The sequence below is a fragment of the Mycobacterium sp. 29Ha genome (genome assembly GCF_032883055.1).
GTDB lineage: Bacteria > Actinomycetota > Actinomycetes > Mycobacteriales > Mycobacteriaceae > Mycobacterium > Mycobacterium gallinarum.
In genome coordinates this window covers 81,676-95,067 of record NZ_JAMQTI010000023.1, presented here as the reverse complement: position 1 = coordinate 95,067, position 13,392 = coordinate 81,676, and the positions used below count along the sequence as shown (strand labels likewise).

At 63.5% G+C, this 13,392-nt stretch carries 14 protein-coding genes and 1 other RNA gene; 4 read left to right on the top strand and 11 right to left on the bottom strand.

The window, feature by feature from the left end; genetic code table 11:
* The first annotated feature begins 319 nt into the window (after window positions 1-319).
* Window positions 320-1,066 (top strand): FadR/GntR family transcriptional regulator, encoded by a 747-nt coding sequence (locus M1248_RS25275; protein ID WP_083128675.1) that lies wholly within the window; start codon window positions 320-322, stop codon window positions 1,064-1,066.
* Here the strand turns inward: M1248_RS25275 and M1248_RS25270 are convergent.
* The 6 genes from M1248_RS25270 to M1248_RS25245 form a co-directional block, all read right to left on the bottom strand.
* Complete coding sequence (locus M1248_RS25270) at window positions 1,052-1,918, bottom strand: alpha/beta fold hydrolase (protein WP_232076430.1); 867 nt, start codon at window positions 1,916-1,918, stop codon at window positions 1,052-1,054. The two genes, M1248_RS25275 and M1248_RS25270, sit on opposite strands and share 15 nt — an antisense overlap.
* Window positions 1,915-2,730, bottom strand: coding sequence for a 3-methyl-2-oxobutanoate hydroxymethyltransferase (locus tag M1248_RS25265; protein WP_163736672.1), 816 nt, complete (start codon window positions 2,728-2,730; stop codon window positions 1,915-1,917). The genes M1248_RS25270 and M1248_RS25265 overlap by 4 nt, the downstream gene beginning before the upstream one ends.
* A 142-nt stretch (window positions 2,731-2,872) precedes the next feature.
* Window positions 2,873-3,187 (bottom strand): hypothetical protein, encoded by a 315-nt coding sequence (locus tag M1248_RS25260; RefSeq protein ID WP_232076427.1) that lies wholly within the window; start codon window positions 3,185-3,187, stop codon window positions 2,873-2,875.
* A 59-nt stretch (window positions 3,188-3,246) separates the two neighbouring features.
* The gene (locus M1248_RS25255) at window positions 3,247-4,533 is read right to left on the bottom strand and encodes a Rieske 2Fe-2S domain-containing protein (RefSeq protein ID WP_163736669.1); all 1,287 of its coding nucleotides are present in this window, start codon (window positions 4,531-4,533) and stop codon (window positions 3,247-3,249) included.
* Window positions 4,534-4,820: 287 nt separating this feature from the next.
* Window positions 4,821-5,540 (bottom strand): SDR family NAD(P)-dependent oxidoreductase, encoded by a 720-nt coding sequence (locus M1248_RS25250; protein ID WP_317150069.1) that lies wholly within the window; start codon window positions 5,538-5,540, stop codon window positions 4,821-4,823.
* A 16-nt stretch (window positions 5,541-5,556) separates the two neighbouring features.
* A complete protein-coding gene (locus tag M1248_RS25245; RefSeq protein ID WP_317150068.1) occupies window positions 5,557-5,961 on the bottom strand; it encodes a ferredoxin in 405 nt (134 codons plus the stop codon).
* 245 nt (window positions 5,962-6,206) lie between these two features.
* Here M1248_RS25245 and M1248_RS25240 point away from each other — a divergent pair, with 245 nt between their 5' ends.
* Complete coding sequence (locus M1248_RS25240) at window positions 6,207-7,397, top strand: site-specific integrase (RefSeq protein ID WP_317150067.1); 1,191 nt, start codon at window positions 6,207-6,209, stop codon at window positions 7,395-7,397.
* Window positions 7,398-7,556: 159 nt separating this feature from the next.
* Here the strand turns inward: M1248_RS25240 and ssrA are convergent.
* The 4 genes from ssrA to M1248_RS25220 form a co-directional block, all read right to left on the bottom strand.
* Window positions 7,557-7,925, bottom strand: a transfer-messenger RNA (tmRNA) gene (gene ssrA / locus M1248_RS25235).
* A gap of 79 nt (window positions 7,926-8,004) precedes the next feature.
* Window positions 8,005-8,856, bottom strand: a complete 852-nt coding sequence (locus M1248_RS25230; protein ID WP_317150066.1) for a maleylpyruvate isomerase family mycothiol-dependent enzyme — start codon at window positions 8,854-8,856, stop codon at window positions 8,005-8,007.
* A gap of 54 nt (window positions 8,857-8,910) precedes the next feature.
* Window positions 8,911-10,098 (bottom strand): acyl-CoA dehydrogenase family protein, encoded by a 1,188-nt coding sequence (locus M1248_RS25225; protein ID WP_163736663.1) that lies wholly within the window; start codon window positions 10,096-10,098, stop codon window positions 8,911-8,913.
* Window positions 10,091-11,284 (bottom strand): acyl-CoA dehydrogenase family protein, encoded by a 1,194-nt coding sequence (locus M1248_RS25220; protein WP_163736660.1) that lies wholly within the window; start codon window positions 11,282-11,284, stop codon window positions 10,091-10,093. Before M1248_RS25220 ends, M1248_RS25225 begins: the two co-directional genes overlap by 8 nt.
* Before the next feature lie 208 nt (window positions 11,285-11,492).
* Here M1248_RS25220 and M1248_RS25215 point away from each other — a divergent pair, with 208 nt between their 5' ends.
* Both M1248_RS25215 and M1248_RS25210 read left to right on the top strand, forming a co-directional pair.
* Window positions 11,493-11,960, top strand: a complete 468-nt coding sequence (locus tag M1248_RS25215) for a hypothetical protein (RefSeq protein WP_317150065.1) — start codon at window positions 11,493-11,495, stop codon at window positions 11,958-11,960.
* A 147-nt stretch (window positions 11,961-12,107) separates the two neighbouring features.
* Window positions 12,108-12,554, top strand: coding sequence for an ester cyclase (locus M1248_RS25210; RefSeq protein WP_197905570.1), 447 nt, complete (start codon window positions 12,108-12,110; stop codon window positions 12,552-12,554).
* Window positions 12,555-12,558: 4 nt separating this feature from the next.
* On the opposite strand, the gene M1248_RS25205 is transcribed toward M1248_RS25210, so the two are convergent.
* On the bottom strand, window positions 12,559-13,371 hold the full coding sequence (locus M1248_RS25205; RefSeq protein ID WP_317150064.1) for a thioesterase family protein: 813 nt from the start codon (window positions 13,369-13,371) through the stop codon (window positions 12,559-12,561).
* Window positions 13,372-13,392: the final 21 nt, after the last annotated feature.

Sequence of the window (13,392 nt, the reverse complement as noted above, 5' to 3'; positions counted from 1 at the left end):
CGCGGCGGATCGACTGATGACACGGGTTCTGCCCTATTAGAATTCCGCTATAGCAGTGGAATGGCGGACCAGCCAGTCACATTAGTTGTGGCACATGGGAATCGACTGCGAATGATTCGTACGATCGTGGAACAGATGATGCCCGCGCAGGTACGTGCCCTGGACATACCGACCGGAGCGGCGCTGCGTCATGACACAGGCGATAAGCTAGTGCCACTGTTACGAGGAGGCGTCTACCTCTAAGCCCCCCGCCACGCCGGCGCTCAAGTGGCGGATGGCCGCCATACTGCCGGGGCGATCTTGGCCTTATCATTGGTCCATGCCTGCATCCGAGAGTCCCGCGACGACCCCACCGCCGGCTGATTCGATGTTCAGCCCGGTCAGTCCGGGCCGGGCCTCGGCGATGATTGTCGACCAGATACGTGTGTTGATTCGGGAAGGTCAGCTGCGGCCGGGCGACCGCCTGCCTGCCGAACGTGAACTTGGTGACAAGCTCGGGGTGAGCCGGGTTACGGTGCGCGAAGCACTGCGCGGCCTCGAGGCGAACGGCATGGTGCGCATCAAGGTCGGCGCCCACGGCGGCGCGTTTGTGACGGCGCCAACGAGCCAGCGTATTGGTGAAGGCATCGAGGATCTGCTCAGCTTGTCGGGCCTGACCGACAAAGATGTGACCGAAGCGCGGCAGGTTTTCGAGATCGGAATCATCCCGCTCGTGTGCGAGCGTGCGACTGAACAGGACATCGACGAACTGACAGAGATCTGCAACCGGGGCGACGCGGCTTTGAAAGAGGGTTTCTATCCGATGGAACTGTCAGCGGAGTTCCATACACGCGTCGCCCAGGCCAGCCATAACAAGGCAATCGCGATGCTGGCTGACTCTTTCCACGGACCCACTCTGCTCTCGATGCGCCACGTCCAGCAGTCACACCCGGAGATGGGTATCCGAGGCATTCGGGAGCACCGCCAGTTTGTGGCGGCGATCAAGAAGCGCGATGTTGACAAAGCGACTTCCGTGATGCGTACCCATATCGGCCGAACGGCAAAGCACGTCTCAAAGGGCAACTGAGCCCAGAAAACTCATGACCCGCGCCGGCGCAGTTTCGGCGGTCTGGGCTGCGACCGGAACGTCCCAATACTCGTTGATGGGAAGGCACTCCTGTAGATAACGCGCCGCCGAGGGCGCATGCGATGCATCTTCACCCGGCACGATGAGCGCGGGCACGTCCGATACCAGTAGGTCATCGGGTTCAGGGCCAGGCACGGTGTCACGGTCGAACAACAGAGCCGCCATCGCCGCGACAGTGATCTGGTATTGAAGGCTGCCGAGATCACGGTACTGCGCGGCGAAATCAGGGTCGGAGCGCAACACGCTGACCCACGGACCCAGTCTGGCGTCTGAGGTGAAGTTGCCGTCGGTCGTCGCCGCAAGGTCGGCAACACCGGCCAGCCCCTGCTCCGCGGCGTAGGCAAGGTGGGCGCGGAACCGTTCGAGCTGCTTTCGCCGGTACTGTACGCCGCCGGCCGGCGAATACAGCACCATCCCTCCAACGCGCTCGCGATGAGCGCTCGCGATGCACGCCGCGATCGAGCAACCAACGCAGGCACCCATGATATGCACTCGGCCCAGCCCGAGATGGTCCAACAGGCCGACACCCTGTCTCACGTAATGAGCCCATGAGACACGCTCGACGCGCCCCCCAGACTCACCGGCCTCACGCTTGTCGAACGTGATGCATTGGAACCGCTCCTGCAACTGTGACAGCATCCGCGTTCGACGATAGAGGCCGTGCGTCTCCCACGCGTCCATCGAGGCGGCGAAGCCGCCAGGCGAGAACATCAGCAGCGGCGGCCCCGAACCCGCTACCGCATAACGGGTTTCAATGCCATCGATCTTCGCCGAAGCCACGCTCAACGTCAAAGACCTCCCTTGATCTGGCGAGCAGCCCGCACGTCATCTGCATACGCCGTGATGGCGTCCAGCGCGATCTGGGCGACGTTGGCATAGGTATCTGGTGGGCTGTCGAGACCATCGACGCTGTAACCGATGGCGGCCGTGGCCATCCGGATCCGGCCGTCCAGCCACGGGCCGCCACCGAATCCACCGAGCACCGGGATGGACACCGCCTCGGCCACTGCCGCTCCAACGACGGGTCCCGAATTCGTGAAGTTCAGCAGCACCGCGCCCGCATCAGCGAGACGACGAGCCTCACAAACCATCTCGTCGAGAAATTCGTCTGAAACCGCATCCTTGGCGCTCGGTGTGGCGCTATACCTCGCACCGTATTTGAGAGAAGTCTGCGGTGTGATCCCGAACTGAGCAAACACGGGAATCCCTGCACGCGCCACCGCCGTCACGGCATCTAGATGATCGCATGCCCCGTCTAGCTTCACCATGTCGACGCCGGCTTCCTTGGCGAGACGAATTGCCGCCCGCACAGCACTCTTTCGCCCGTCCTGCAGCGGACCGAACGGGAAATCACAGGACAGCAAGGCGCGCCGGACACCGCGGCGCACTGCCTGACACACCACGACCATCTGATCCATGGTGATTTCAAGCGGACTCGGCTGACCCCACAGGTTGATTCCCACAGTGTCACCAACCGACACCAAGTCGACGCCGGCACGATCGACTATCCGAGCCATCTGGTAGTCCCACGCCACCACACCGACGATCTTCTGCCCTCGCAGTTTCATGTCCTGCAGGTCAGTGAGTTTAACGTTCGTGCCCACGACGGATCCTTTCAGGCTCGCAGCGATGGCAGATCGGAAACGTCTTCTTCGTAAGCGCTGACGACGAGTACGCGCGTGTGAGGCCGCAACACAGCCACGGTCTCACTCGCCGCTGCGCCTTCCCCAACGACGACGCCAGCGGTCATGATCGCGCGAACCGTGCTCGCCGCACTGATGATGTTGCTGCAGCGGCATCCCCACCGGTGGTGGAGACCATGACGACCACATCGGCGTCGGCAAGTTCCTCCGCAAGAGTGGTGACGGCGCCGTCGGTGTCGAGCAGCGAAACCCAACGCCGCTCCCCCGCATGCCCTCTCGGTTCGGCTACCGACAGGAAGCGTGCATGTGCCCGCGACTGAGGTGAAACCCGCTCGATGATCGCTCGTGCACCACCGTCGAGCGCAATGACGCGCACGCCCTTCCGCCCGGCGATCGGACGGTTGATCCGATATCTCATCTCGGCAGCAGATGTCGGCCGCGCACAACTACGACCGAGAATTGGCTGGAGCGGACTGGTCATACCGATGTCTGCCGCACGCCTTCGCGCACCCTGAGATCTTCTCGGCACGACTCGCTGAACGATGCGTCACGCGGGAGGACGACGGCGGCAGACCGAACACGATGATGCTCTGGGTCGACACCTGGTGGAGTCATACCCTTGTCGCGCAACGCTTCAGCCGCCCGCTTCAACTTCTGCCGCGCTTTGATGATGCCACTGTCGGCAGACACCAACCGCTCCTTGGTCCGATCGACGATCGGCCCCATACTCTCCTGCAGCGACGAGTCTTGGATCGCGATACCCCGCACGCCCGAGTACGTGTCTCCACGCTTCTGCGCCGCACGATCCATCAGATAGTCGTTGTCCTTATTCGCCTGCGGTCGGTACGTGCCAGGGATGTTGGCACTGTGCACCCCGTGCCCGACCTTCATCGCCTGAACTTCCTGCGAAGTCAACGGTCTCACGGGGTGATAGTCAAACGAGTACGCCCAACAGTTCTCATCGTCGATGGGAATCCAAAAGTGGCCGTGGACAGGATGATCCCCTCGTGGCGGCACCATCGTGAAGCACGGCATCACCCACGGCGTGATGCGCCAGTAGTAGTTGTCGGCGTCAGCGGTGCGGCGGGCACCAACGAACAAACCACCCTCGGACTCCGCGACCTCGAAGAACGGCTTGAGGTCCGCCATGTTGTACTCGTTAGCCTTGCTGCCTTTGAACAGCGGGTCCGACTTCAGGCCCCCGGAATGCAGGAACGACACATGACTGGAATCGATGCCACCCTCGAAGGCTTGCAGCCAATTGCACTCCTGCCATCGTTTGGACGTGAAGGTCTGATCGGCCGGCACGAGAGCAAATTCGAATTCCGGTAACGGCGGCTGCTTCGCGGGGTCGCCCATGTAGGTCCACAGCACGTCCCCGATCTTGACCAGCGGGTAGGACGTCAGTTTGACGTGCGCACAAAAGGTGGACCCCACAGGTTCGGACGGCACCTCGACGGCTTGTCCCGTGACGTCGTACTTCCAGCCATGGTAGGGACATCGAAGACCGCCCTCTTCGTTGCGGCCAAACCACAGTGAGGCGCCACGGTGCGCGCAGAACTCGTCGATCAGGCCGAAGTTGCCGTGACTGTCACGAAAAGCGATCATTCGCTCGTTCAGCAGCTTCACGCGTACCGGTGGGCAATCATCCTCCGGCAGCTCCTCGGCGAGCAAGGCTGGAATCCAGTACTGGCGGAACAACTCACCCATCGGCGTCCCCGGCCCGGTCCTCGTCAAAAGCTCGTTGATCTCTGCGCGTAGCACCGTTACCTCAGCTAGTTCTCTCCCACCATCCGGCGGTGACGCCCCGATCACACTGTCCTAATTGTAATACCATTAGGCATTCGGGAGCAACCAGACGCCAAGCTCGGCTCGAAATCATGGACGTTGGTCGAGCCTCACGCCGATGGTGCGCGGGTCGTCCCGCGACGGGCCGCCAAAGACGCCCGAACCTGAATTTGCCGTCGGCGGTGTGGGTGAGCGCAGACTTGCGCCGTGGAGGGATCATCGCCGGCGACTCACTTAGTCAAGAGCTCACGGTACGGCGGAGCTTAAACAAATACCCCCCCGCCATCGACGATCAGGACTTGACCGGTGATGAACCCGCTGCCGCCGCTGCACAGAAATCGCACCACGGACGCGACATCCCCGGGTGAAAGCGTCCGCTTGATCGACCGACGGTTGACCGCCTGCGCGACGTAGATGGGATCGTTGAGTTCGTTTGTGGCCTCGTCGTCCACGAGCCCTGGGGCGACTGCGTTGACGGTGATTCCGCGCGCGCCCAGCTCTCGGGCTGCAGCGCGGGTGAGGCCCTCGACCGCAGCCTTGGAGGCGACGTAGTGCGGAAAACCGAGTGTTCCCGTCCGCGCAGTCGTCGAGGACACGTTCACAATGCGACCGCCCCGCGCTGGCACCGCCGGCAAAATGGCTTTCATCGCTTGCCACGTACCCCGCACATTGATGCGTAGAACGTCGTCCCATTCTTGGATGGTCAACTCTTCCAAGGTCTTCTTGGCCCCAAGCGCCCTATACATCGCAGCGCAATTGACCAAGCCGTCTATCTGGCCGAAGCGCTCCACGGTGTCTTTGACGAGTCCAGCCAGGCCGTCTTCGTCGGTGACGTCGAGACGGTGATAGATCACCGTCGGCCGCCAGGGCGGTGGCGCGAGGTCGGCAACCACCACGTTGGCGCCAGCGTCCACGAGATCTGCAACCACTTCATCGCCTATGCCACTAGCGCCGCCGGTTACCACGATGACGGTGCCGGCCACGTCGAACGGGTCCCGGTCAGCCACGGCAGCGGATCAAAGGCGAACGACGGGAGGGGTCGGCATCAGTGAGGTGCGCCGAGCTAGATGCGTGGCGTCCGTTACCGAGGACAACCGCATCTGCGAACAGGGCCCTGTCTTCATTGCCACTCATGCCCTGCCGCGCGCAGGTCGCATATTTCATCAGCTTCTCTGTCTGCGCGGTGTTTTCGAGACGTGCTAGTGGTCGGCCGCGGACATCTGCTCGAGTGCGAAGCGCTGCGACCGGATAGCTGCGCGCGGACTCATCGACATGCTCACGCTCGGAGCTCTCGATCTCATCGCGTAGCAACATGACGATGCCATCATCGTCCAAATCAAACACATCCGGCGCAGCGACAAAGTATCCCTCGCGCCGTTCCTGGTCTGCATGGATCTTGATCACGGGAATCCTGGTTCAAATATCTGACGGGCTGTTTCTGCTAAACAGAGCTTTGTTCTGTAAAATAGCAGTGGATATTACCTGGGTCAATCGACAACGACTGGTCAAACCACGAGCATTCGAGGAGCCATTAAGTCCTTGTGCGCCAATTTGTTCGGCTATATTCGCGCCCTTGCGCCTCTTGGAACAGCTGGGTGGGCGCGAGCGTTTCACTTGTGTTGCGGAGGCGGGACGTTGGAGGCGAGTCAATGGCGTCGGTGACAGCGTACGAGACCAAGGCCGGCCGAAGGTGGCGCGTGCGTTACCGGACACCGGACCGACGGCAGACCGATAAGCGCGGGTTTGCGACTAAGCGAGACGCCCGGGCATTCGCCGCAACTATCGAAGTACGAAAAGCGATGGGCACGTTCGTATCCCCGGCAGCCGGACGTGTGACTGTGGACGAACTTGCGGCAGCGTGGCTGGAAAAAAAGAAGCACTCCGCGGCCTCGTCTCACTACCGCACGCTGGAGTCAGCCTGGCGGACCCATGTTCACCCGGTCTGGGCGACGCGGTCCATCGTCGAGATCACCACGATCGAGGTCGAGGGCTGGGTCACCGCGATGGCACGTCGAGGACATGGGACGACCACAGTGCGTCGCGCGCACGCCGTGCTGTCAGGAATTTTGAGCGATGCGGTGAAGTCCCACCGGCTGGCCGTCAATCCAGCTCGCGGTGTGGAGAACCTGCCGCGCCGGGTCGCGCGCCGACACCGCTACCTGACTGCGTCTGAGGTTCACGCCTTGGCTGTCGAGGCGGGAGAGCACCGAGTGTTGGTGCTGCTGTTGGCGTTTTGTGGTCTGCGATGGGGGGAGGCCATTGCACTACGGGTCGGCGACGTGGAATTCCTTCGGCACCGAATCCTGGTCTCGACCAATGCGGTGCAACTAGGAGGGGGCCATCAGATTGGGCCCACAAAGGAACGCCGTTCGCGAACGGTGCCAATTCCGCAATTCGTTCTCGACGAGCTCTCACGCCTTTGCGTGGGCAAGGCACGCGACGCCCTGATCTTCCCGGGCCCTAATTGCGGCTACCTCCCCCGTCCGCGCTCCTCTACTGGGTGGTTCGCCGCGGCGTTGCGACGAGCCGGGTTGCCGTCGATCACTCCGCACGATTTGCGACACACCTGTGCTTCGTTGGCGGTATCGGCCGGAGCCAACGTGCTCGCGCTACAGCGCATGCTTGGGCACCGCAGCGCAAAAGTGACACTCGATGTATATGCCGACTTGTTCGATTCCGATCTCGACGATGTGGCGTCGAACTTGGACGACGCATACGCGCAGAAAAATGTGGGCACGACGTGGGCAGGAAGCGCGGGAATCAGTACGAGCTTTCACGCAAAAAGCCGGTTGATCAGCGAAGACGCCGACGACATACCGCCCTCGGTGGAGGTAGGGTAACCCTCCGACCGATAAAGCACCTGCACATATGTGCTGCCGTCCTTGCGTGTGCCGGGCCTTAGAGACGCGATGCCGCCGGCGTAACCGCAACATGTTGATGAAATGTTGATGGGGAACAGAAAACAGGCCAGGGATTTTGTCCCTGACCTGCTGTTACTTCGGTGGAGCTGCCGGGAATCGAACCCGGGTCCTACGGCATTCCCTCGAGGCTTCTCCGTGCGCAGTTCGCTATGCCTCTACTCGGATCTCCTGATCACGCGAACAAGTCAGGATGACGATCCCAGTCGCTGTTTGATGTCCCCACGGATTCCGCGACCGAACCCGTGGGTGGGTCCCTCTAGCTGATGCCAGGGTCCGGGCCGAGGGCGCTCCCGGTCTGACAGACTCACAGTCGCTTAAGCAGCGAGTGCGAAGTCGCGCTGATTGGAATCGGCGCTTAATTGGTTGCAACGACGCTTACGGTGGTCTCTTGCCTGCACCGGCACGCTTCCCTTGATTCGATGCGCGAAGTCGAAACCGTTCAGCCCCTCGCACCCCTGCCGACTTTCAGCAGGACATTTCATTCTACCTTTGAGCACAACACCCGCCAGCGAATAAATAGTCCCAGCTAGATCACGTAGTTCAAGTGCTCGACGACACGCCTGCCCACGGCCTCGTCACCGCCGTACTCGATCGCATCCGCGTGCTCGGCCAGCGGCACTCGCCCGCCGGCCAGGCGGGTGAACAGCAGGCCGTCGAGCTGGATCGTCGTCGTCGGATCGTCGTCACCGAAGTCATCGACCACCTTGGCCCTGCCGTCGACCGCCAAATTGATCGTGCGGCCCAGCGGTCCCGTCAGCTCCAACGAGACCCGCGACCCGTCGGGGGCGCCGGCCAGCTTGCCGACCACGAAGCCCATGCTGGTCGCCATCTCATCCAGCGCGAGGTCGCCCGCGGGCCCGACAAGCTCCCCCGTACTCGCAGGCGCGCCGATGGCGTCGCGGATGTCGTGTTCGTGCATCCAGCAGTCGAACGTGCGCACCCGCATGAACCGCCCGTAACTGTCCGGCCCGGCCGGGGTGAAACCGACCTCGTTCCACTGGGTATTCGACAGATCCGACAACGCCTGACGCCGCTGCGCCGTCGTCGAACGGAACGTCTCGAGCAATTCCGCCCCACTGAGGTCGCGCAGCGAGCACACCCAACGCTCGTTCATTACGCCGATGTCGTTGCGCACATGATCGAGCGTCGAGACGTCGATGTCGACCACCGGGGTGTCGGCGCCCTGCAGCATCGACTCGACACCGATGACGTGGGCGATCACGTCGTGCACATTCCAACCGGGTAGCGGCGTCACCGTCTGCCACTGGCTGTCGTCGAGGTCGGCGACCAGCGCGTCGAGGTCCCTCCACACCTCGAAGAGGCCGGCGAGGACGGCCGGCTTGTCGAGCACGGTCACGGGGCGCGAGGGGCTGCTCACGGAGCCGACGCTAGCCCTCGTGGCCCACGAGCGTCCGCGAAATGCTCGGCGCCGTCAGACGGCGGTGCCATCGGCCACCCACGGCACCTTGTCCGCGGTCGAGCCGTCGAGCACGATCGACGCGACCCGGTCCCGATGCTCCTCGGCGCTACCCAGCAGCACCGCATTTGTGGTGGCGCGCTTGTAGTAGAGGTGCGCCTGATGCTCCCAGGTGAACCCGATGCCGCCGTGCACCTGGATGGTGTCGGTGGCGACGTGACTGAGGGCCGCCGAGCAGACCGCTTGCGCGATGCTCGTCGACAATTCCGCGTCGTCAGATCCGTCGCTCAGCGCCCAGATCGCGTGGTAGGCCGTCGATCTGGCGTGCTCGACGTCGACGAGCAAATTCGCGAGGCGGTGCTTCACGCCCTGGAACGACCCGATCGGCCGACCGAACTGCAGGCGCGTTTTCGCGTACTCGACCGACAGGTCGAGCAGATGCTGCGCGGCGCCGACCTGTTCGATCGCCAGCAGCGCCGCGCCGACCTGCAGTGCGTGGTCGAGGACTCGCTGAGCCGCGTCGGGCCCGGCGATCAGCGTGGCCGGTGCGTTGGCGAAGGTGACGTTGGCCGCCGAGCGCGTGAGGTCGAGTGTCGCCAGCGGGGTGCGGTCCACTCCGTCTGCCGTGGCGTCGACGGCGTACAGCGCGACCCCGTCGGGTCCGCGCGCGGCCACCAATAGCGCGTCGGCGAAACCGCCGTCGACGACCTGATTGACCGTGCCCGACACCGCGTCGCCCGCTGCGGTCACCGAAACTGCCTCAGGGTCGAAGACGCCCACACGATCCACGACCGCGACCGCGGCGGTACGGCGTCCCTCGACGAGGTCGCCGAGCAGCTCGTCGCGCGCGGCTCCGGACTCCGCCGCGACCAATGCCGGGATCGCGAGGTAGACAGTGCCGAAGAACGGGCCGCACGCCAGTCGCGCGCCGAGCTCCTCGATAGCCACCGCCTGATCGACGAGCGTGCCGCCGACTCCCCCGTCGGCTTCGGGAACCGACAGGCCGAGGACCCCAAGCTCGCCGCCGAGCCGCGCCCACACCTTCGGGTCGAACGGCGGGTCGGACTCCATCAGCGTTCGGATCTTGTCCTCGGCGAAGTGGTCGCCGCTGAACTTGCGCACCGCATCGCGCAGCTGATTCTGCTCGTCGGTGAACTTGTACTCGCGTTGGACGTCGGGCTGATCCGCAAGCTTCTCAACCACGCGGAATCTCCTTCCAGGGCATGCCGGCGTCGGCACGCATGTCGCCGGGCAGTCCGAGAATGCGCTCGCCGAGGATGTTGCGCATGACCTCCGACGTGCCGCCCTCGATGGTGTTCGCACGGGCGCGCAGATACTTCTGCTGGATCGGCCCCTGCCAGTCCCGTTCGCCAGTGGGCGTGCCCCCGTGGTAGCCGCGATACAGAAGTCCTTCTGGCCCAAGGAAATCCATGCACCACTCGTAGATGTGCTGGTTCAGCTCGGCGCCGACCAGTTTGCCGATCGACCCCTCCGGACCCGGACCGCCGACCGTGGCGGCGGCGCGCGAGCGCTCCGAGGTGAGCCGCTGCGCCTCCGAGCGCAACCACAGCTGCGTGAGCCGATCCCGCAACACCGGTGTGTGACGCTCGGGGCGCGACGCCCACAGCGCGGTGGCGTCGGAGATGGTGCCCGCGCCGCGCCGGCTGCCGCTGCCGCCCAACGCGGTGCGCTCGTTCATCAGCGTCGTCATCGCGACGTTCCAGCCGTTGCCCACCTCGCCGAGGCGATGCTTGTCCGGGATGCGCGCGTCGGTGAAGTAGACCTCGTTGAACTCGGCCTGCCCCGTGATCTGACGCAGCGGACGCGTCTCAACACCCGCGCCGTGCATGTCGATGACGAAGTAGGTCAACCCCTTGTGCTTGGGCACATCGGGGTTGGTGCGGGCCAGCAGCAGACCCCAGCGGGCGCGATGGGCCAGGCTCGTCCACACCTTCTGGCCGTTGATCACCCATTCCTCGCCGTCGGGCACAGCGGACGTGGCCAGACCCGCCAGGTCAGATCCGGCGCCGGGCTCGGAGAACAGCTGACACCACAGGTCCTCGGTGGTGGCCAGCGGACGCAGCCATTGACGCTTCACCTCCTCGGTCTGCGCGTGCTCGCGGATCGTCGGCGCGGCCATGCCGTAGCCCATCGGGTTGAGCCCGAGCGGCACCGGTCCGCCGGCGCCCTGCAGGATGCGGTCGGCGACGGCCTGCAGACCGCGGGACACCCCGAGCCCGCCGAGGCCTTCGGGAAAGTGAACCCACGACAAGCCGGCGTCGTAGCAGGCGCCCAGATACTCCTGGACCGGAGCCGTTTTGGGATCGTGGTCGGTGACCACACCCCGTGCCAGATCGGCGACCTTTTCGGCATCAGCGTCGTTGCTCATAACCAGTCACGATAGGAACTCGACACCCGTCGAGTTTCACCGGCCCCCGATAGTGCCGCCGGGAGGGTTCTGGGCCGTTGCCAGCCAAACGATCGTTTAGTATTCGTTATTAAGGTTTGTCTCAGTTGTCACACGGGTAACAGGAGTAACAAGGGAGGCGTGGCTCGCCACACTCCATAACAAAGAAAGAGTGGAATGGATTATCCGAATGCACACTGTCCTGTACTGCAGCCCCAATGGCCTCGTATATGAAACCCGCGCCTATACCAAGGCCGATATCGACCAGCTCGTTCAGACTCAGGGTTTGCACTGCTTGAGCAGTGCGGATCGACAGTTCGATTTCTGGTTCTCCGCGTCCCCGCGCAAGTGCCAACGCCAAACCAACACCATCGCCACCGAACTACTGATGGCGACGACGAACTTCTCCGCCAGAACCGTTCCGCTGCTGCGTGGCTGCGTGGTCATCGCCACCCATGACTCAGACGGCGACCTCGACGGGCTCAGCTGGCAACAACTCGACCTGCTGGCCGCGAAGAACCGCGCGATCACCAATCGTCAGGCGCGCGTTCTCGCCCGCCGCATCGCGCGGGATGCGCGCAAGCAGCGTCCTGAGGCCGACCGCATCGCGGCCCGCCCCGCTCCCGCCGCACCTGCCCAACTCGCGTCCACTCAATAGCCGCTACGAGCCGGACGACTTCGGACTCGATGCGGACGAGCTACGCGAACGCTTCGCCTTCCTCCCGCAGTTGTGACCTGGCGGTGGGTGCCCGGAATTCACGCCGGACGTCTCTGGTTGCCGTTACCGAGCACAGGGAGGAAGACGATGACTGGAACAGAGGTGTCAGGCCACGACGAGGCTGAGGCTCTCAAGTCGGTGGTCAGGCGCAACACGGAGCAGGTGCAGGGTCAAGGCGATTTCGCTCTGTTCGAGGAGTTGTTCGCCGACGACTTCGTCGATCACACTCCCCAACCCGGTACCACGCCTGACAAAGCGGGTGTATTGGTCCTGTACAAGCGGTTACGCGGCGCATTCCCCGATTTCAGACCCGAGATCCATTGGCAAACAGTCGATGCCGGAATCGTCACCACGTTCAAGACGTACCACGGAACCCATCTCGGTGAGTTTCTCGGCATCGCCGCGACCGGCAGGGTCATTCAATTCGAAACGGTCGATGCGATGCGAGTTCGCGATGGACGAATCACCGACCATTGGGGTGTAGCCAACCTCTACTCCGTCTTGCAGCAACTCGGCCAGCTTCCGAACCCCTGACCCGTCACTGCGGAGGCGGGGCAAATCCCGACTGCGCCACCGAAACGGATGTGCTGCTGCCGATCTCGCCGTCCTCGTCGAAAAGGATGGCGGATCCAGTCGCGATTCCGTCCTGTGTGGAATGACTGTGCGACGCCATACCGATATGCACACCCTCCGCGAGCCGGCTCAGCGTCAGCGTGTAGTCGGCGTTGATGAACTTCAGACCCTCTGAACTCCAATTCACCAGGGACGCCGTCACATCCGCCGCCATGGCTGCACGCGTGAAGGGTGTCAGCGGCGTGTCGTCGAGCAACGGCTGCGTCAACCGCAGCCATGTGTACTTCTGACCGCCGTCGCCCGGCCAGTCTTCGTCCGGATTTTGAATCGACAGTCCCCAGCCATAGGTGCGGACGAACAACGGATTCTCGTGTGGCTGCGCATCCGCTGGAAATGACGGCATTTCGACATGGGGTGACCAGATGGTCCCGCTCGGCTGGTCGCCACGACGCAGGAAAAGACCCGTCGCCTGGCCGACGATCTTGCCCTCCTGGCGAACGACGGCCTCCACCAGACGTAACCGCTTTCCGCCGCGAATCTCGCGGGTGTGCACCTCCACGGGTTCAATGGCGGCCGGTCTCGGCAGGTCGACGGTGAGCCGGGCTGGCAAAAAGTCCGGATCGTCAACGAATTTCTCGACCGCCCAGCCCAACAGTCCGCCGACCACGTGTCCGCTGATCAGTGCGCCCCAGCCACCCCTGGCGAAGGCACGAGGGTGGAAGGTGTCGTCACGACGCTCGAAATACGCGGTGCCCGGCGTGCTCGTCGACTCGGCCAACGGGCTGCTCCTACAATTCGG